We start from the raw sequence: 19705 nt of genomic DNA on the forward strand, positions 1-19705 counted from the left end.
CTTGAATTATTCTGTCCATAATCATTCTGTTCATTTTATTCAGCAGAAAGCTTCAGCGCATAGCGCAGGGCCTGGTCGATGTTTTTGACCGTTTTGAAGGTCAGCTTCTTTTTGACGTCGGCCGGGATTTCGGCGAGATCGATCTTGTTCTTCTCGGGCAGCATGATGTGCTTGATGCCGGCGCGCGACGCGGCGAGCACCTTTTCCTTCAGGCCGCCGATGGGCAGCACGCGGCCGCGCAGCGAAATCTCGCCGGTCATGGCGAGGTCGGGGCGGACGGGCTTGTTCTGCAGCATCGAAAGGATGGCCAGCGAAATGGCGACGCCGGCGGAGGGGCCGTCCTTCGGGGTGGCGCCGGCGGGCACGTGGATGTGGATGTCGGACTTGGCGAATACGGCTTCGTCGATTTTAAAGGTGGCGGCGTTGGCGCGGAGGTAGCTGAGTGCCGCGCGGGCGGATTCCTTCATTACGTCGCCGAGCGAACCGGTGAGGATCAGCCCGCCTTTGCCGGCCATGCAGGTGGCTTCGATAAAGAGGATGTCGCCGCCGTAGGGGGTCCAGGCGAGGCCCGTCACGACGCCGGGCATGGCGTCGCGTTCGGCGACATCTTTGTCCACTTTGACCGGGCCGAGGAAGCCTTTGATTTTACGGCCGGTGACTTCGACCGGGCGGGTCTTGCCTTCGGCGAAGCCGCGGGCCACCTTTCGGCAGACATTGGCGATCTGGCGTTCGAGGCTGCGGACGCCGGCCTCGGCGGTGTAGCCGCTGATGATGCCTTCGAGCGCTTCGGCATTAAACTTGATCTGCGTGCGCTTGAGGCCGTGTTCGCGGATGGCCTTGGGGACGAGGTAGCGCCGGGCAATGTTTACCTTTTCCTGCAGGGTGTAGCCGGAGATGCGGATGATCTCCATGCGGTCACGCAGCGGGCCGGGGATGGTGTCGAGCATGTTGGCGGTGGTGATGAAGAGCACTTTGGAGAGGTCGAACTCGACGTCGAGGTAGTGGTCGTTGAAGGTGGAGTTTTGCTCGGGATCGAGCACTTCGAGCAGAGCGGAGGCAGGGTCGCCCCGGAAGTCGGAGCCAACCTTGTCGATTTCGTCGAGCATGAAGACGGGATTGTTGGCGCCGCAGCGGCGGATGCTCTCGATGATGCGTCCGGGCATGGCGCCGATATAGGTGCGGCGGTGGCCGCGGATCTCGGCTTCGTCGTGCATGCCTCCGAGCGACATGCGGACAAATTCGCGGCCCAAAGCTCGTGCAACGGATTTGCCGAGCGAGGTTTTGCCCACGCCGGGCGGTCCGGCAAGGCAGAGGATCGGCCCCTTCATGTCCTTCTTGAGCTTGAGCACGGAGAGGTATTCGAGGATGCGCTCCTTCACCTTTTCAAGGCCGTAGTGGTCTTTGTCGAGAATCTTCTGGGCGGCGAGGATGTCGAGGTGGTCTTCGGTGCTTTTTTCCCAAGGCAGCTCCGAGAGGACGTCGAGGTAGGTGCGGATGACGCCGTGCTCGGGCGAGGCCGATGACACGGCCTTGAGGCGCTGCAGTTCTTTTTCGGCGGCTTCGCCGGCCTCTTTAGGCAGCTGGGCTTCCGCGAGCTTTTTCTCGAGTTCAAGGATTTCGTTGGCCTGCGGATCGTCTTCGCCGAGTTCTGTTTGGATGGCCTTGAGCTGTTCGCGCAGGAAAATCTCGCGCTGGGTTTTGCTGAAGGTTTCGTGGACTTTGTTTTCGATCTTGCTGCCGAGTTTGAGGATCTGGAGCTCGCGATTGAGAAATTCCATCAGCTTTTTCAGCCGGTTTGCCGGATGTTTGTCGGCCAACAGCTTCTGGCGCACCTCGACCGGGACCGGCAGGTTGGTGGCAATCAGGTCGGAGAGCTGCGATGCAGATTCCATATTAAAGATGGCAATGGAGAGCTCGTCGGGCATGTTGGGCGACATCGTGACGATATGCTGGAACTGCTCCGACGCATTGCGGCCCAGCGCCTCGAGCTCGAGCGAGTCGTCTTCGGCGTCTTCGATCATGTTGTAGTGGGCGGTGGGGTACTCCTCTTCGTTGATTAAGTCTTGAAGTTCGCAGCGCGAGAGGCCTTCGACGAGGATGTGTGTTGAGCCGTCGGGAAAGTTGAGCGTCTTAATCATGCGGGCGACGCAGCCCACGCGGTAGACATCGTCCTTGGTCAGGTTGGTTTCGTCGATCTCGTCCTTGCGCTGGAGCGTGGTGATGAAGTGGGGGGTGCGGGTAGAAAGTTCCGTGACCAGCTTCTTCGACTCGTCGGTGGTGATCACCAATGGGGTGACCATCTGCGGGAAGAGGACGAAGTTTTTCAGCGGCATCACCGGCAGCAAGTCGGGGACGTCCTGTTCGGGGACGACTTCAATTTCAACGTCGGTTGTATCTTCGTGTGCACTCATAAAAAAAGTTGTCGGTTATTTGTTAATCGTTATTAAGGAAAACTGGGTTTTTCAATGGTTGAGAGAGTAGGGCAGAGAGGTTCGAATGTCTGGAAAAATGCGCGCAAAAAAAACAGGGATTGGAGGATTTCAATCCTTGGGTATTGATTTGTTCGAGGAGGGCCGGCCGGCAGTGCATTTTCAATGCGGGTTTTTTCGAGATCCTGTCTTTTGTTTTGGTTGGGTTTTCATCCGGTGCAGTGCGGCGGACAGACGGCGCGTTGTTCATTGGTTATCCAAACCTGTTCACAAAGAATGAATGTAGGGGCGGGGTATGAAAAAGCTTTGTATGTCTTAAATCTTGCGTGCGGGCATGAAATGCATAATATTTTTTTACCATTCAAAACGCCGGCTGTCCGGCAGGGAGGATAGAGCACATGAAAAAAGTCATGATTTCACTCATTGCACTTGGCGTAGTCGGTTTTGTTGTTCTGGGTCTCAGCAATATGATGATCGGTATTCCAGTTTCTGAAAGCTGGTCCAGCATTAAGGCAACTTCCTCAGAGATGGAGCTCGCCAAAGAGGTGATTGGCGCCAAATGCCTGATGTGCCACAGCAAGGAGCCGGCTCTGCCCTTCTATGCCAAGCTGCCCGTTGCCAGCGCAATGATCGGCAAGCACATTGAAGCCGGCGAAAGAATATGCGATTTGCAACAGCTCTTTGCCGCAGGCGGGGGAAACGAAGTCTTGCTCGCCAAACTGGAGCAGACCATTAAGCTGGACACTATGCCCATTCCGCCTTTCTTGGCGCTGCACTGGAACGGAAAGCTGTCCGACCAGGAAAAGCAGGCTGTCCTTGATTGGATTCACCAGGTGCGGGCGGCGAAGTTTAGCACAGGCCTGGCCTCTGCCGCGTTCGCCGGCCATCCGGTGCAGCCGCTGCCCGACATGTGGCCGGGGGGCGTCGATGCAGCAAAGGCCAAACTTGGCGAGATGCTCTACAACGACAAACGCCTTTCCGGCGACGACACGGTTTCCTGCGCCAGCTGCCACGATCTCAAAAAAGGCGGCACCGACCACGCCCAGTTCTCCACCGGCGTGCGCAACCAGGTTGGCGGCATCAACGCTCCAACCTCGCTCAACGCCATGTTCAACGTGCTTCAATTTTGGGATGGACGGGCCAAAGATCTTGCCGATCAGGCCGGCGGCCCTCCGCTTAATCCCATTGAGATGGATACCAACTGGGAGCAGGTTGCCGGCAAGCTCTCCAAGGATGCCGGTCTGACCGCTCTGTATAAAACGGTTTACGGCATGGAGCAGTGGAACGACAAAAACATTACCGACGCCATTGCCGAGTTTGAAAGAACGCTGATCACGCCAAACAGCGGCCTCGACCAATACTTGAAGGGCGACGACACTGCGCTCACGGACTCGGAAATAACGGGATTCATCCTCTTCAGCGAGCATAGTTGCGCAACGTGCCACGCCGGTAAAGCCATGGGCGGGCAGTCGTTCGAGAAAGCGGTTGACCCGGCTGCTTATTACTCGTTCCGGGGCATCGAGCCGGGCGACGCTGAATTCGGCCGCGTGAACGCCACGAAGAACGAAGACGACCGCTACAAGCTGAAGGTCCCGCTCCTGCGGAACGTCGCCCTCACCGGGCCATACCTGCACGACGGCAATCTCACCGACCTGAAAGAAGTGATTTCGATCATGAACAACTTCTTTGTTCCTGAGCTAAACAGGAAACCGCTTTCGGATGACGATGTGGCAAAAATAGCCGCCATGCTGATGAAAAACAGCGGCGTTCTTAACGGCGAACAACTCTAACCCATACCCCCAACGTCTGTGGCTGTCGTGTTTGGGGTTGCGGGAGAACGAGACTGTGTCTCGATCAGGTAGAAGATGCCGGGTTGGTGGCCGAAAGTTTCGGCGTGGCATAATAATCGCCATAGGCGTGCCCAGCGTTGAGCTCGAACTGCATGCTGTTTTTGCTCGGTTGTCGGTGCTTGAAAGGGTTTACTCTTCGTATCTTTATGCGGTTTTAGGCAAGGGGGTGTCGTGCTTTCACAAATCAATTCAGGGGCAGTGGTGGGGATCGAGGCCTATCCGGTGGAAATCGAGGTCAATGCCGGGCATGGCGAACCCAAGGTCGTTATCGTCGGGCTGCCCGACGCCGCCGTGAAGGAAAGCTCCGACCGCGTCTGGACGGCGCTGATCAATTCCGGTTTCCGCCCGCCGATGGGGCGCACCACCATCAACCTTGCGCCGGCCGATATGAAAAAGGAGGGGCCGAGTTTCGATCTGCCCATTGCGCTGGGCATCATTGCCGCGCTCGACGATATGAACACCGACCTGCTTCCGCGCATCTGCATGGTCGGCGAGCTGGCGCTTAGCGGTGTGGTGCGCAAGGTGCGCGGCGTGTTGCCGATTACGCTTATGGCGCGAAAAGCCGGGTACAAGGCCGTCATGGTTCCGGCCGAAAACGCCGAAGAGGCGGCGGTCGTTGACGGCATCAAGGTATTCCCCGTCCGCACCCTGCGCGAAGCGGCCGACTTCCTTAATCAGGACTTCAAGATTGATCCCTACCAGCTCGATATAAAATCCGTGTTCGAGGCGAACAGTCTCTACGAAGACGACTTTTCCGATGTGAAAGGGCAAGAGTTTGCCAAGCGGGCGCTCGAAGTAGCACTCGCTGGTTCTCATAATTTACTTATGATCGGTCCGCCGGGCACCGGGAAGAGCATGCTCGCCAAGCGGCTGCCTTCCATACTCCCGCCAATGTCGCTCGACGAGGCGCTGGAGACCACCAAGATTCACAGCATATCCGGTTCGATGAAGTCGCATCAGGCGCTGGTGGCCAAACGGCCGTTCCATTCGCCGCACCACACCATTTCCGATGCCGGCCTGCTCGGTGGCGGCACCAACCCGATGCCCGGTGCGGTCAGCCTGGCCCACAACGGCGTGTTGTTCCTTGACGAGCTGCCCGAGTTCCAGCGCAGCGTGCTCGAAGTCATGCGCCAGCCGCTCGAGGACGGTGAGGTGACCATCGCCCGCGCCGCCGCCAGCGTCACCTATCCGTGCCGCTTCATGCTCGTGGCCGCCATGAACCCGTGCCCGTGCGGCTACCAAACCGATCCCAAGCGCGAATGCCGCTGTTCGCCGACGCAGATTGCCCGCTACCGCAGCAAGATTTCCGGCCCGCTGCTCGACCGCATCGATATCCACGTCGAAGTGCCCGCCATCTCCTACGAGCAGATCACCAAGCTGGAAAAAGGCGAGCCGTCGGCCGGGATCCGTCAGCGCGTCGTCGCCGCCCGCGAAATCCAGCAGGAGCGATATAAAAACCAGCCCGGCACCCATTGCAACGCCAACATGCGCAGCAAGACGCTCCACCAGGTTTGCCGCTTGGAATCCGATGCCGAGCAAATCCTCCGCACCGCCATGAGCGACCTCAACTTCAGCGCCCGCGCCTACGACCGGATTTTAAAGGTGTCTCGCACCATTGCCGACCTCGCTGGTGCCGCCGCCATCCAACCCAACCACATTTCCGAAGCCATCCAATACCGGACGCTCGACCGGCAGCTTTGGGTTTGAGGAAGGGAACAAGCTGAATAAACGGACCAAGGCGACTCCGCCGCAGAGATATGATCCTGTCCGCGCTTCGTCATGCAATCTGTTTAGGGTTGCAGGTGCGGTTTGCGCTGCGTTACCTTTTGGCATTTAAAGGGATCCTTTGTTTGAGATTTTTGGTTTTGGGTTCCAAATCTAATGCATGAAAAACCGGCGGTGCGCCGGCGGGACGGCTGGAATGGAATACTACACCAACATTTTAAATACGATCGGCAACACGCCGCTGTTGCGATTGGAGAAGATCACCGATTTTCCAATCTATGCCAAAGCGGAGTACCTGAATCCGGGCGGCAGCGTGAAGGATCGCGTGGCGCGGCATTTGATCGAGCAGGCCGAGAAGAGCGGCGAGCTGAAGCCGGGCATGGTGATTGCCGAGGCGACCTCCGGCAACACTGGAATCGGCGTTACATTCGTTGGCGTCCATAAGGGCTATCGCGTCATCATTGTAATGCCCGACAACATGAGCGTGGAACGCCGCAAGATTATCCGGGCCTTCGGAGGCGAGCTGATCTGCACCCCGGCGGAGGAGAGCCTGAACGGGTGCCTGGCCAAGCTTGAAGAGTTGAAGAGGGATATTCCCGATCTCTACATTCCCGGCCAGTTCACCAATCCCGGCAATCCCGAAATTCACTACAAGACGACCGCCGCGGAAATCTGGAAGCAGATGGAAGGACAAGTGGATGCCTTTGTCGCGGGGGTTGGCAGCGGGGGAACCCTGGCCGGCGTCGGCAAATTCCTGAAAGAAAAAGATCCGGATATTATGGTGGTTGCCGTTGAGCCGGCCAATGTCTCGGCCCTATTGGGCCATGAACCCGGCCTGCATAAGATCGAGGGGATCGGCGATGGATTCATTCCCGATGTGCTGGATGTCTCGATGATCGACGACGTCATCACGGTCACCGACGATGACGCCATTGAAACCGCGCGCAACCTTACCTTGAAAGAGGGCGCTCTGGTTGGAACCTCTTCCGGCGCCAACATTTGGTCGGCCATCGAGCTCTCCCACAGGATCGGCAAGGATAAGAACATCGTTACTATTCTGCCCGACCGGGCCGAACGCTATTTCAGCACTGCGCTTATTTAAGCACCGACGGCGAAACCATCCATCCGGTTTTGCGAGCGCTATGTTCCATTCAAAGATCCCGCCAGAGACCTATCTGGCGGGCTTTGACCCTGCACTCCGAGCATACCTCTGACGGGATGGCCGGACACCGATGGCAGCGCGGCATGGTGCCAGTCTGTGAATTTTAGAATTGGTGTGTTCGCCGTTTAGCAAATCCTCCGCACTGCCGTGAGCGACCTAAACTTTAGCGCCCGCGCCTACGACCGCATTCTAAAGGTTGCCCGCACCATCGCCGGTCTCGCCGCCGTTGAAGCCATTCAGTCGAACCACATTACCGAGGCCATTCAGTGCCGAATGCTTGATCGGCAGCTGTGGGTTTAGGGCGTAAGGGGGCTGTTGGGGCAATATTCCGCGGGCTGATGCGTTATTTCGATGGAATGGAAGGCTCGGTTGCGCTTGACGAATGGGAGCTGAGGAAACATTATTTTTGATCGTTTGGAAAAGGAACCGTTTAATGGGTGAGAAAAAAGTCAGCTGGATCATGAGCACGATGCTTGTCGCAGTTTTTGCCGCAGTGTTTGCATCGGACGCCGCGCAGTACAACCGCGAACGCTATGAGGTGATTGTTGACCGTTCTCCGTTCGGTGCCGATCCGCTGGCCGCCGCAGCGAAGGCAACCAATGCCAAGAACGCCAAGGATGCCGCCGCGGCCGCGGCCGCGGCCAAGGCGATGGAAAAAGAGCTGCGCCTCTGCTTTCTGCTTGAGAGCGAAACGGGTGAAGTTCGCGCCGGATTCCAGAATCTTAAGGCGAAGCCGGGCGACCCGAAAAGCGTGATGCTTAGGGTCGGCGAAAATTTTCGGGGCATGAAGCTTGAGAATATAGATTTAGGCAACTCATCGGCCACGTTGCTGAGCAACGGCAAGTCGTTGAAGTTTGAGCTGGCCAAGGCGGTGGCGGCCAAGGCCGCTCCGGCAGCGAAGCCACAGCCCCGCCGCATTGGCGGCGGATTCCGCCGCCAGGCTGAACCGAAAAAAGAGCCAGAACCCAAGCTGTCGCCGGAAGAGGAAGCGAAACGGCGCGAAGAAGTGCGCGAAAACCTGCGGCAGTATCAGATGGAAGTCATCCGTGCAGGCATGCCGCCTTTGCCGATTCCGCTCACCGAAGATATGGATAGCCAGCTCGTTGCGGAAGGCATTCTGCCTCCTGGGGAGTAGGCTTCTTTATTCTTCGTCGAATTCGGCTTCTTCAGAGACGCGCAGGATTTCATCAATGGTGGTTACTCCGGCGAGCACTTTGTCCCAGCCGTCTTCGCGCAATGTTTTCATGCCGTCTGCAAGGGCCTGCGCCTTGATTGCACTGGCCGAGGCGTGGGCGATGATCAGCGGGCGGACTTCGTCGGTGACGGGCAGGATTTCAAAGATGCCGGTTCGGCCTTTATAGCCGTTCCCTCGGCATTCGTCGCATCCGACGGCTTCATAGATCGGCCCTTCGGTTGCGAGGCGTTCAATCGGGAAGTTGTGCTCTCGCAGGAATGCCTCCTCCACCTCGACCGGTTGCCGGCAGGCTTTGCAGAGGCCGCGCACCAGGCGCTGGGCCACGATGCCCTCGACGGACGAGGCCACCAGAAACGGCTCAATGCCCATGTCGAGCAAACGGGTGATGGTGCTGGCGGAGTCGTTGGTGTGGATGGTGCTGAACACCAAGTGGCCTGTAAGCGCTGCGCGGATGGAGATTTCCGCCGTCTCTTTGTCGCGGATTTCCCCGACCATGATCACGTCTGGATCCTGGCGAAGGAAGGTGCGGAGCGTGCTGGCGAAGCTTAGCCCGATTTCCGGGCGCATCTGCACTTGGTTGACGCCGGGCATTTCATATTCGATCGGGTCTTCGGCCGACATGATTCGTTTGTCGACAGAGTTAATGGTGTGGAGCCAGGCGTAGAGCGAGGTTGATTTGCCCGATCCGGTCGGGCCGGTTACCAGCAGAATCCCGTGGGGGCGGGTGATCATTTTTTTAAGCAGCGAGCTGTCGTGGTCGTTCAGGCCCAGATCCCCCATGGTTACCAGACCGCCTCCACGCATCAGTAGGCGCAGGCTGACGCTTTCGCCATAGACCGTCGGCATGGTGGAAACACGCACGTCAATCTCTTGACCGCGGATGCGCACGCTGATGCGCCCGTCCTGCGGGAGGCGCTTTTCGGCGATATCCATGTTGGCCATCACCTTGATGCGCGAAATGACCGAGGACTGAAAGCGTTTGAGCTGCGGCGGCATCGGCGTTTCGTGCAGCACGCCGTCGACGCGGTAGCGGATGCGCAGATCCATTTCCATCGGTTCGATGTGGATGTCCGTGGCGCGGTCCTTGAATGCTTCCCAGATGATCTGGTTCACAAACTTGACCACGGAGGCCTCTTGGTCGAGCTCGCTCAAATCCTGCTTCAGCAGGCTTTCTTCGTCTTCAAAATCGATGCGGTCGTCCTGCATCATGCGGTCGAGGGTTTCCGCGCCGACGCCATAGAACTTCTTGGCGGCGGTGTCGATGTCGTCGGAAGGGCTGAGCACCAGCCGGATGCGGCATTCGGCCGCCAAGCGAAGCGCATCGACCAGTCCCGGCGTGAAGGGATTGCACGTGGCCACCCTTAAGCCGGTGTCATCCTCATCAAGCGGAATGACGTTGTATTGGAAAATCGCCTTGGTGGGCAGCTTCAGTAGAATGTCGTTCTCAACCTCAACTTCCTTCAGCCGGAGGAAGGGGAGGCCCATCACGCCGGCCAGCTTTTCGAGGAATTCCTCTTCCTTGATGGCGCCGCCCTCCAACACGGCTTCGCGGATCGGCTTGCCGTTTTCGCGGGCATCGGCCAGCAGGGCTTCCAGCGGTTTATTTTCGAAAAGGCCGGTGGCCTCGAGGATATCGTGTATTCGCGGATTCATCTTCAACATAGTATTTAGAGTGTGCCACTCCGATTTTGTAAAATGCAACTGATTATTAGCCTTCAGTGCCTGAATCGTTAGCGGCCTCGGTGTTCATTCCCCCTTTGGGTGTGGTGCGTGCCTCCCAAAGGGGGCGCGCCCTCTGCAAGCAGCGAGGCCCGCACTGCAACCTTGAGGTAAAAGGCGCTGACGATTCAGACCCGGTGCAGCAACTAAACGGTTTGACGGCCGGGAAATTGCATATAAGTGGCGTCTGCGAATTGGAGGCGACTTTTTGGCGCATGTTATGTGGCGATGAAAGCAGTTGCATGAAATGCGCCGTAATGACACAGTTCTGTCCATGAAACGCGAATTCTTCGACAAGCTGGTTGATCGGCTCGACCATCTAGACAAAGGCAGCCTGCAGTCCTACTTTCTGCGCCTTGCGCGGGAAAAGGGGTTGATGGAAACCATTTTCCAAGCTCTGGAAGAGGGCATTATCGTATTGGATCCAGAGGCGCAGATCAGTTTTGCCAACCGCGCGGCCGAGCAGTTTCTCGGCTTCAAGTTGGCCAATGCGCAGGGAACGCCCATCCAGCGCTATCTCAAGGACATTCACTGGGACCTTGTGCTTGATCTCGATGAATACGAATGGAGCCAGCTGGTTCGCCGCGAAATCGAGATTACTTATCCCCAGCACCGGTTCATGGAGTTTTACGTGGTACCCCTCGCGGCGGTTGATGAAAAGGAGGAGGGGGCCGTGGTCATTTTCCGCGATGTCACCCGCGAGCGCGAAAGCACCGCCGAGTCGATCGAGTCCGAGCGGCTGCACGCTCTCAGTCTGCTGGCGGCAGGAGTCGCCCACGAAATCGGGAATCCGCTCAACTCCATCAACATTCATCTGCAGCTGCTCGACCGCGAAATCGGCTGTCTTGAAAACGAAGGGGCCAAGACGGAGCTCAAGGAACTCGTTGATGTTTCACGCAAGGAGGTGGCGCGGCTCGACACCATCATCCGCCAGTTTCTTAAGGCGCTGCGTCCGTCGATGCCCGAACGCAAGCCGCACCGGCTGAGCGAGCTGGTGGAGGAAACCCTTGAGGTCATGAAGCACGAACTCAAGGACCGGCGCATGCTGATCGAGACCGACTTCCCCGCTAAAATCCCGCCGGTGGCGGTCGACGAGACGCAGGTGAAGCAGGTTTTTTTCAACGTGATCAAAAACGCACTGCAGGCGATGGACGACGGCGGCATCCTAAAAATTGAAACACACGTGTCCGACCGTTTCGTCAGTGTTGCGCTCGAAGACAACGGCCCCGGCATCGACCCCGATCAGCTTGGAGCAATCTACGAGCCCTACTACACCACCAAGACCGAGGGCACCGGTCTTGGTATGATGATTGTCCAGCGCATCATGCGCGACCACGGCGGCGAGATTGAAATCAATACGGAGTTCGGCCGCGGAACAAGGCTGACCCTGAGATTTCCAAGGGAAGATGCGAGGCTGAATCTGTTGGGTGCTCCGCACCATAATGAGTAATGCGTAATGCGGGAGTTGGGATGAACGATGCGGAATGGGAAAAAGGTGTGCCGGATGTTTTGAAAGACGATGCGTTGTGGGCGGTGAAGGCGTATAGACTGTCGCTATTCTTAGCCGACATTGTCTGGCTCGATGTGGTTAAGCTGGCAAAGACTGTGGGCATGCGATCGCTGTCAGACCAGCTTTACCGCTCCGCCGGTTCCATTTGCGCAAACATTGAAGAGGGCTATTCCAAGCAAAGTTCCAAGGATCGAGCGCGCTTTTATGAATATTCACTGGGCTCCGCGAGGGAGACGCGCGGATGGTTCTATCGGGCGCGGCATGTTCTGGGAGAACAACCGACCCAGCATCGCTTAGGGCTATCGACGGAGATCATCAAGCTTCTGTTGACAATGGTTCTGGATCAACGGGCGCAGGGAAAGCAAAAGGTATGTGAAGAATCTCCCGAATATGTTGTGCATGGCATTCTTGATGTAGAGGTTCCATTCTAATTACGGATTACGGATTACGAATTAAGCATTACGCAATACGACACACGAAGACGGATTAAAGCAAGGAATGGATGCATGAACAAAAAACCAACTATCCTGATTGTTGACGACGAGAAGAGCGCGCGCGATGGGTTGGTGCGGGCGCTGCGGCGGGACTATAATGTGTTCGCCGCTGAAAACGGAAATTCCGCGCTGGAGGTGCTTGCGAACCAAAAGATCGACGTGCTGCTGAGCGATGTCCGTATGCCGGGCATGGACGGCATTACGCTGATGCAGCGGGCGCTGGTCAACAACCCCGAGCTGGTCTGCATTATTCTGACGGCCTACGGCGATGTTGACTTGGCGGTGGAGGCGATGAAGCACGGCGCGACGGATTTCATGACCAAGCCGATCAACCTCGACAAGCTGGAACTGGTGCTCGGCCGCGTGCTCAAGGCCAAGAAAATCGAGCTGGAAAACGAGCAGCTTAAAGTGCAGCTCGACAGCAAGTACGGCCTCGAAAATATTATCGGATGCTCCGCCCCGATGCAGGAGGTGTTCGACACGATCCGTCAGGTGGCCAGTTCGCGCGCCACGGTGTTGATCCAAGGCGAGAGCGGCACCGGCAAGGAGCTGGTGGCCAAAGCGATTCACCAACTTGGCTCGCGCAGCAAAGGTGCGTTTGTGGCGGTGCATTGCGCGGCGCTTTCGCAAAACCTGCTGGAGAGCGAATTGTTCGGCCATGAAAAGGGCGCGTTCACCGGCGCGATGGAGCGGCGGATCGGGCGCTTCGAGAAGGCCGACGGCGGCTCGCTGTTCCTCGACGAAATCAGCGAGATCGACGCTTCGGTGCAGGTGAAGATTCTGCGGGCGCTGGAAGAGCGGCAGGTCGAGCGCGTCGGCGGCGATACGCCGGTGGATGTGGATGCGCGGCTGATTGCCGCCACTAACCGCGACCTGAAGGCGATGGTCGACGAGGGTGATTTCCGTGAAGATTTGTTTTACCGCCTCTACGTCGTGGTCATTACCCTCCCGCCGCTGCGCGACCGGCAGGACGATATCCTGCTGTTGCTGAGCCACTATCTCGCGGTGTTCAACGAAGAGAACGGCAAGCGGTTCGAAGGCTTTACGCCGGCGGCGTACGAGATGCTATCGGCATATAAGTGGCCGGGCAACATCCGCGAGCTGCGCAATCTGGTGGAGCGTATGGTGGTGCTGGCGCGCGGTTCGGTGCTCGATGTGAAAGATATTCCCGTGCAGGTGCGCGAGCAGGCCAGCGGGGGCGGGGAAGTGAACATTAATGCCGACCTAACCGTCGATGAAATGGAGAAGCGGATGGTGATCCAGGCCTTGGAAAAAACCGGGGGCAACCGGACCAAGGCGGCGGAGCGGCTCGGCATCAGCCGGCGCACGCTGCACCGCAAGCTTAATCAGTATGGGATTCAGTAATGCGTAACGAGTAATGCGTAATTTCTCTTTACTTGGTTTGAGGCCGGATACGCGCATATTACGAATTACGAAAGGAGAAGATATGTTGAAGCGTGACGAAGCGGTTTTGGTGTTTATCGACGTTCAGGGCAGGCTGCATGAAATTATGGATGGGAAGGAGGCGCTTGACGCCAACCTTGAAAAGCTCATCCGTTGCGCGCAGTTGCTGGAGGTGCCGATTCTCGCGACCGAGCAGATCCCCGAGAAGCTGGGGCCGACGAACGAGCCGTTCAAGTCGATGCTCGCGGATGAGGTGGCGGTTTCGAAGTCCTCCTTTAGTTGCTGCGGCGAACCGAAGTTTATGGAACAACTTGAGCGCTTGGGCCGCCGACAATTCATTCTCGTGGGCATCGAAACGCACGTATGCGTCTATCAGACGGCGATCGATCTAGTGGAGTTTGGAAGCGAGGTTTTCATTGCGGCCGATGCGGTTGCGTCGCGCTCGCCGGAAAACAAGGCGCTGGCGCTGCAGGCCTTGCGCGGCGCCGGCGCAAAAGCGCTGCCGACGGAGACCCTTCTTTTTGCCTTGCTCCGCGATGCCGCCGACCCGCGCTTCAAGGAACTTCTCAAGCTCATCAAATAACACGGAGGAACGGCCATGAGCGAACTGACGAAGAAAAGCTGCAAACCGTGCGAAGGCGGCGTTGCGCCTTTGAGAGCCGAAGAGGCGGACGCGATGCTGGCGCAATTGGATGGCTGGGTGCGCGAAGGAAATGAAATCAAGAAAACCTTCAGCTTTAAAAACTATTACCAAACGATGGCATTCGTGAACGCCTCGGCCTATGTCTCGCATCAGGAGGACCATCATCCGGATTTGCTGGTGGGCTACAAGACCTGCGCCGTCACCTACACTACCCACGCTGTTGGCGGTCTGTCGGAAAACGACTTTATCTGCGCCGCCAAGCTGGATGCGCTGTAGCGCATAGGATCAGACGTCGATGGCGGCGCAGACTTTGCGGAAGTGGTGGCCGTAGATGGCAAGCGTGACGGCCGTTTTCAGCAGGGCGGGCCGGCGGAACAGGGTCCAGATGATGAGGTTCCAGTATTGAACGCGTTCGCGTCCGACGATGCCGAGGCGGACGCTGGAATACAGCAGCGTTTTCAGGTTTCCCCATTTGAACGTGGTCTTGATCCGGGGTGGGCGGTATTCGCGCAGAAAGATGCGGATGCGCTTGTAGTATGGTCTCGGCGCATAGATCCGGCGCAGAATGCTTTTGTAGCCGTCGCTCAAGACATCCAGATTCATCCGCGGAATAAAGTTCGTTGTTCCGTCTACGTTGTCGCCGGTGGGGTTGCGCAGGATGCGGCCTTCTTGCTGGAGGCGTTTGTAGAGCCGCGTGTCGGGAATGGCCTGCAGCAGGCCGACCATTGCCGTGACGATGCCGCTCTTCTGGATGAACTCCACCTGTCGCTGGAAGATGGATGGCGTATCGCTGTCGAAGCCCACGATGAATCCCGCCTGAACCTGCATGCCTGCGTTCTGAATGCTTTTAACATTTGCCAGCAGATCGCGTCCTCGGTTCTGTTTTTTGCAGCATTCGGCCAAGCATGCTTCATCGGGAGTCTCGATGCCGATGAAGACGGTATTGAAGCCTGCCTCCACCATCAGTCGCATCAGCTCCGCATCGTCGGCGAGGTTGATGGAGGCCTCCGTGTTGAATGAAATCTTCTGCCTTCCTTTGTTCCACGCGATCAGCGCGGGCAGCAGATCCTGTTTGAGCTGCTGCTTGTTGCCGATCAGGTTGTCGTCCACAAAAAATACGGAGCCTCGCCAGCCGACCTGGTAGAGGCTGTCGAGTTCCGCAACGATCTGTGCGCCGGTCTTCGTGCGCGGCTGGCGGCCGAACAACTCGGTGATGTTGCAGAAATCGCAATCGAATGGGCACCCGCGCGAGAACTGGATGCTCATCGTCGCATAGCGCTTTAAATTCGCCAGCTCCCACATCGGCGCCGGCGTCTTGCGGATGTCGGGAAACGCCGTTGCGCTGTAAACGCGCTGCGCACGGTCCTGTTTGAAGTCCTTCAGAAACTCCGGCAGCGTGGTTTCGGCTTCGCGCAGAATGAAGTGGTCCACCTGCGGAAAATCGGCGAGTTCCATGCCGAACAACGGTCCGCCCGCGATGACGGTCTTGCCTGCCGCCTTGCAGCGCGCGATAAGCTCGTGTGTCGATGTCCGCTGGGCCACCATCGCGCTGACGAGCACTACGTCGGCCCATTCCAGATCCGCATCTGTCAGCTTTTGCACATTCACATCGACCAACCGTTTCTGCCAATCCGGCGGCAGCATCGACGCGATGGTAAGCAGCCCAAGCGGCGGAAGGGAGGCCTTCTTCCGGATAAACTTCAACGCATGCTTGAAGCTCCAGAACGTGTCCGGAAATTTCGGATATAATAGTATTGTCCTCATGGACTTATAATGGTTCGCAAAGGCGGAAATGGCAAGCCTGCTTCTGGAATAATGAAGGGCGGATATCCCGTTTAGCCGACTGAGGGGGAGTTGCCGGCTGGAGGCCTATCAAAACGGGGGTTGCATAACGATCAAGGAGCGTTGGACGGGAACATTGAACGAGTAGGGCTCGGCATTCTCTTCATCCGGCAGCCTTTCCATGATCAGCTGCACTTCCGTTCCGGGCTGACCCCGCAGCAGCTGCACGATTTGCTGGATGGGGCGTCCCTTGAAATAGACGATCGATCCGTCCGCGTTCACCATGCCGGAAATATAATCTCCGGATTCGACCTGTCCCGTGGAGGCAATGGCACTGAGAATAGTGGTTTCCTTGATTTTCGGGACGCCCGTTGCATCTACCTCGATTCTTGCGCCAATGCCGCTAAGTGCGTTTTGATTGATCGCCTCCAAGGCCGCTCGCTGCTCGGTTGGGTTTTCCAAGCTCATGGCCCAGTCCATGGTGGTGAGCGTGTCGATGCGAACATTTCGGGCGATGGTCCGGATTAGATTCAATCGCCTTGCCGGATTATTTTCGGCAATGAGCTGTTCCTGATACTGTTCAAACCGCAGAGCTGCATGCTTCAAATATTGCGCGTAGGCGTTCTGTTTGCTCGCTGGGGCCGGCTTGGGCTGTGCAACGGTTTTTTTGGGTGCGGTTTTCGGCGGAGCTGCTCGGACTGCTGTCTGGGGTTCGGGCGCTGGAGCGGGCTTTGGCTGAGGGGGCAGTGACGCGCGAATATCCGCTTTCAGCTCGATGGGATCGTTTTCTGGTGCGGCAACCTGCTCCTTCGGTTTGGCGACCTCTTCGGCGATATTCTGTTCGGGCTCAGTCCGCTGGGCGCGGTAGGCCAGCCCTGTTCCGAGGACTGCGGCAATCATCAGAATGTAGGCTGTATAGGTTTTCATGATACACGCCGGAGATTTTTCTCGAAACACTCGCATTCGGTACACGTTGCCGAACGGTTGCAACGTAGCAGGTTGGCCTGGGGTATGGAAGCCTGCTTTCTGGCGGCCGGGAATGCGTGCGGTTGCGGGATGAATTTTATTTTCTCTGCAGCAATCCTGCATCTATATTTGCGGGGTGAATCCAGCAAAGGGAGCCCCGATGAAGATCAAAACGCTTGAAGACGCCCGCGATTTCGTTAAAGAGGTAAAGATCTGCACCATTTTCCCCTCGGACAAGGTTTTGTATACATCGCTGTATGAAAACGTCGATCTGCCCGAAAAGCAGCCGGGCGAGTCGGGGTGGGGCGAGCGGATGGAGGCGGTCTGGCCTTGGAAGAACCAGTTGCCGTCCGACTACCCGAACGAAATCTACTACGGAAAAATCAAAGGCGGTTTTGCCGTTTTGATGGATATGGACTTTCTCGAACAAACGCATTTTCCGGCGAGCTACAAATCCGTCAGCTCGTTGAACCAGCTCGCGCGGCAGATCTTCGAAAAGATCCGCGTTGAACCTTGGACCACGCCGGATTTGCGGAACGAAATCATTCACGAAACCGGCTGCTCAAAAAGCCAGTTCGACACCGCGCTCAAAAACCTGCAGATCTCATTGAATGTTGTCCGCGCCTGCGACGCCGAACAAGACACCTGGCTCTCCTTTGAGGAAGTCTATTCCGACATCTGGAACAAATATATTTCCGACGAAAGCTGATTGCTTCTTCCTGCTATAAAATCACCAGACAAGAGAATGCCATAGCCGAGGTTCCTTTGCTTGGGCAATATTTTGATGAAAAGCGCGTTATTTAAACCATGAAACCAATTTGGATTAACGCTCTTGTTGTTGTCGCGCTCCCTGTCATGCTGCACGGGGCAGAACATCCGGATATGCTGACGCCGGCGTACCACAAGGATAATGCAATTCACGACAGGGTGGATGCGTTTATTGCCGCCAGTCGTAAGACGATGCTCCATCATCCCTTGGAAGATGACAAAGGAAAGCTTCCTGAATACCGGGTTCCATCCATGGGCCGGTTCGGCGCCGGCAAAGGTCCAACTAGAACCGAGCAGCATCATCCGGCGGTGGACTTGCATGTTGGCGGCCGCGAAACAGCAGTGGAGCTGTTTGCCGCGCATGACGGAATTATTTCGACCGTCCGGGACGCACCGAAGTATCGGCACTACATCGCGATCACAAAACCGGTCACAGACAAGAACGGCAAGATACTGGGAAAGATGGTTACGCTCTACGGTCATGTTGATCTCGACCTCGACGAAGCGGGCGGTCTGCACATGGACGGCAAGCAGGTCAAGGCAGGTGATCTGATTTCAAAACATCTCTATTCCGGAACGCGCGGCGGACCCCACCTGCACTTTGAAATCCGCTATTACCGGCCCAGCGATTCGGGAACGGAAGAGTTCTACAGCTTCCGGGAATCCGCGTCCTCCATCGGCGCCTGGCCCTATGGTTTCTGGGACCCGGAGCACGGCTATGGATACGCCGACCCGAAAAACCACGGCCTCGTATTCTACTAATCCGCCGAAGCGAAATGCGCCGCGCCAAGCCCTTAAAAACTCGCTTCATACATGGATTGACCCGAATGCGAATGCTCGCAGGGCAAGACGAAGCTGCAACAGCCCTGAATCTTGAGTTCTGACCCCGGTCCCATTGGTCCCGATTCTATTCAAACATGCACTAATCGTGCGTGTTTTATGGGTCTAAGATACAAAATCATCGAATGTTGCAACTGCGTAAAACCTTACAATTCGTACGCATAAATAAATATGTAAAACTTTTTTGACCCTGTAAATTCAAAGGTATAGTAACGCCATAGTTTCAGGCACAAAGCGTCCTGAAATTCAAAGGGGTTTGAATGAAGAAACAAGCGGTCATCTATCTACACGGCATCGGCAATCAGAATGCCGGCTACTCCCATAAAAGTGCGGAGAAACTTCAGGAAGCTTTTGATAAGTTGCTCCGTAAAAAGGATGCCACCGTTACTCCGCCGGACCTCATCTGCCGCGAAGTCATTTGGGCGCCAATTACATCTGAACCACAAGCCGAGTTGTGGAAACGGGTGAATAAAAAACACGACCTCGACATGGTTAAACTGCGCAAATTTATGATCTCCTTTGCCGGTGATGCCATTGCCTATCAAAAAACAGGAGAGGGCGACGAGGTCTACAACGAGATTGATGAAAAGGTTCAATCCGTCATCGATGCAGTAAGAAGTGAGTATGCAGACGACGAAATTGAATTCACCTTTGTGGCGCACAGCTTAGGAACGATTGTTATCTCAAATTATCTATACGATCATGCGGCCGACATCACCGCCACGAACCTGTTTACATTGGGCTCACCCATCGCGGTTTGGGCTTTACGCTATGGCGACCCCTCCAAAGCGGACAGTCCTGCTCAGGTGGAACGGCCCAACGGTGCCTGGATTAATGTTCTTGATGACGAAGATATTGTTGGCTATCCGCTGCGTGAACTGAACCCGCATTATAAAAAAGCCGTCGACATGGATTACGTCACCGAGATCGGCGGCGTCATCAGCATGGGCAACCCCATCAGCCACATCGGCTATTGGGAAGACAACAACGCCATCAAGCCTATCGCCTACAAGCTGATGCGCGATTATCTCAGAATTCACCAAGGCAAGGCATACAGCAAACCCGCCTACCTGAAATACATCCGCTCCCTTTGGAATGTGTAGTTAGTAAAATTATGGAGAAAGACAAGAAATGCTTAAATCCAAGGACCGACCCGAATGGCACTAAGTTAAGGGGGGGGGGGCGTAATGGGAGGGAGGTTAAGCATTTTTTTACTCC

16 protein-coding genes and 1 pseudogene are annotated in these 19705 nt (G+C 56.5%); 13 read left to right on the plus strand and 4 right to left on the minus strand.

Annotated features, from left to right (window positions below; all coding sequences use genetic code 11):
- Positions 1–35: 35 nt before the first annotated feature.
- A complete protein-coding gene (gene lon, locus SCARR_RS24380) occupies positions 36–2411 on the minus strand; it encodes an endopeptidase La (protein ID WP_136064563.1) in 2376 nt (791 codons plus the stop codon).
- A 416-nt stretch (positions 2412–2827) separates the two neighbouring features.
- Between lon and SCARR_RS24385 the strand changes: the two genes are divergently transcribed.
- The 5 genes and pseudogenes from SCARR_RS24385 (at position 2828) to SCARR_RS24405 (ending at position 8301) form a co-directional block, all read left to right on the plus strand.
- Entirely contained in the window at positions 2828–4219 is a 1392-nt protein-coding gene (locus tag SCARR_RS24385) for a cytochrome c peroxidase (RefSeq protein ID WP_136064565.1), read from the plus strand.
- 231 nt (positions 4220–4450) lie between these two features.
- Positions 4451–5986, plus strand: a complete 1536-nt coding sequence (locus SCARR_RS24390; protein WP_136064567.1) for a YifB family Mg chelatase-like AAA ATPase — start codon at positions 4451–4453, stop codon at positions 5984–5986.
- Between the two features lie 178 nt (positions 5987–6164).
- Positions 6165–7106 (plus strand): cysteine synthase A, encoded by a 942-nt coding sequence (cysK, locus tag SCARR_RS24395; RefSeq protein WP_222846437.1) that lies wholly within the window; start codon positions 6165–6167, stop codon positions 7104–7106.
- A gap of 189 nt (positions 7107–7295) precedes the next feature.
- Positions 7296–7466 (plus strand): annotated as a pseudogene (locus tag SCARR_RS24400) (magnesium chelatase subunit ChlI family protein); the annotation flags it as partial.
- Positions 7467–7599: 133 nt separating this feature from the next.
- Positions 7600–8301 (plus strand): hypothetical protein, encoded by a 702-nt coding sequence (locus SCARR_RS24405; protein ID WP_136064571.1) that lies wholly within the window; start codon positions 7600–7602, stop codon positions 8299–8301.
- Between the two features lie 6 nt (positions 8302–8307).
- On the opposite strand, the gene SCARR_RS24410 is transcribed toward SCARR_RS24405, so the two are convergent.
- Entirely contained in the window at positions 8308–10014 is a 1707-nt protein-coding gene (locus SCARR_RS24410) for a GspE/PulE family protein (RefSeq protein WP_168433580.1), read from the minus strand.
- Between the two features lie 340 nt (positions 10015–10354).
- Between SCARR_RS24410 and SCARR_RS24415 the strand changes: the two genes are divergently transcribed.
- From SCARR_RS24415 to SCARR_RS24435, 5 genes are all read left to right on the plus strand, one after another.
- Positions 10355–11530 (plus strand): two-component system sensor histidine kinase NtrB, encoded by a 1176-nt coding sequence (locus tag SCARR_RS24415; RefSeq protein WP_168433581.1) that lies wholly within the window; start codon positions 10355–10357, stop codon positions 11528–11530.
- 20 nt (positions 11531–11550) lie between these two features.
- On the plus strand, positions 11551–12021 hold the full coding sequence (locus SCARR_RS24420; protein ID WP_136064577.1) for a four helix bundle protein: 471 nt from the start codon (positions 11551–11553) through the stop codon (positions 12019–12021).
- A 75-nt stretch (positions 12022–12096) separates the two neighbouring features.
- The gene (locus tag SCARR_RS24425; protein WP_136064579.1) at positions 12097–13449 is read left to right on the plus strand and encodes a sigma-54-dependent transcriptional regulator; all 1353 of its coding nucleotides are present in this window, start codon (positions 12097–12099) and stop codon (positions 13447–13449) included.
- A gap of 82 nt (positions 13450–13531) precedes the next feature.
- Positions 13532–14071 (plus strand): isochorismatase family protein, encoded by a 540-nt coding sequence (locus SCARR_RS24430; protein WP_168433582.1) that lies wholly within the window; start codon positions 13532–13534, stop codon positions 14069–14071.
- A 15-nt stretch (positions 14072–14086) separates the two neighbouring features.
- A complete protein-coding gene (locus tag SCARR_RS24435; RefSeq protein WP_136064583.1) occupies positions 14087–14407 on the plus strand; it encodes a 4a-hydroxytetrahydrobiopterin dehydratase in 321 nt (106 codons plus the stop codon).
- A 9-nt stretch (positions 14408–14416) separates the two neighbouring features.
- Here SCARR_RS24435 and SCARR_RS24440 read toward each other — a convergent pair whose 3' ends face one another.
- Together SCARR_RS24440 and SCARR_RS24445 are read right to left on the minus strand one after the other, a co-directional pair.
- Complete coding sequence (locus tag SCARR_RS24440) at positions 14417–15895, minus strand: B12-binding domain-containing radical SAM protein (RefSeq protein WP_136064585.1); 1479 nt, start codon at positions 15893–15895, stop codon at positions 14417–14419.
- Between the two features lie 108 nt (positions 15896–16003).
- A complete protein-coding gene (locus SCARR_RS24445; protein WP_136064587.1) occupies positions 16004–16840 on the minus strand; it encodes a hypothetical protein in 837 nt (278 codons plus the stop codon).
- Between the two features lie 199 nt (positions 16841–17039).
- Here SCARR_RS24445 and SCARR_RS24450 point away from each other — a divergent pair, with 199 nt between their 5' ends.
- The 3 genes from SCARR_RS24450 to SCARR_RS24460 all read left to right on the plus strand — a co-directional run bounded on the left by SCARR_RS24450 (position 17040) and on the right by SCARR_RS24460 (position 19590).
- The gene (locus tag SCARR_RS24450; RefSeq protein ID WP_136064589.1) at positions 17040–17588 is read left to right on the plus strand and encodes an AlkZ-related protein; all 549 of its coding nucleotides are present in this window, start codon (positions 17040–17042) and stop codon (positions 17586–17588) included.
- A 98-nt stretch (positions 17589–17686) separates the two neighbouring features.
- Complete coding sequence (locus tag SCARR_RS24455; RefSeq protein WP_136064591.1) at positions 17687–18409, plus strand: M23 family metallopeptidase; 723 nt, start codon at positions 17687–17689, stop codon at positions 18407–18409.
- A gap of 338 nt (positions 18410–18747) precedes the next feature.
- Positions 18748–19590, plus strand: coding sequence for a hypothetical protein (locus tag SCARR_RS24460; RefSeq protein ID WP_136064593.1), 843 nt, complete (start codon positions 18748–18750; stop codon positions 19588–19590).
- Positions 19591–19705: the final 115 nt, after the last annotated feature.

Origin of the sequence: Pontiella sulfatireligans, assembly GCF_900890705.1 — a bacterium.
Classification (GTDB): Bacteria; Verrucomicrobiota; Kiritimatiellia; order Kiritimatiellales; family Pontiellaceae; genus Pontiella; species Pontiella sulfatireligans.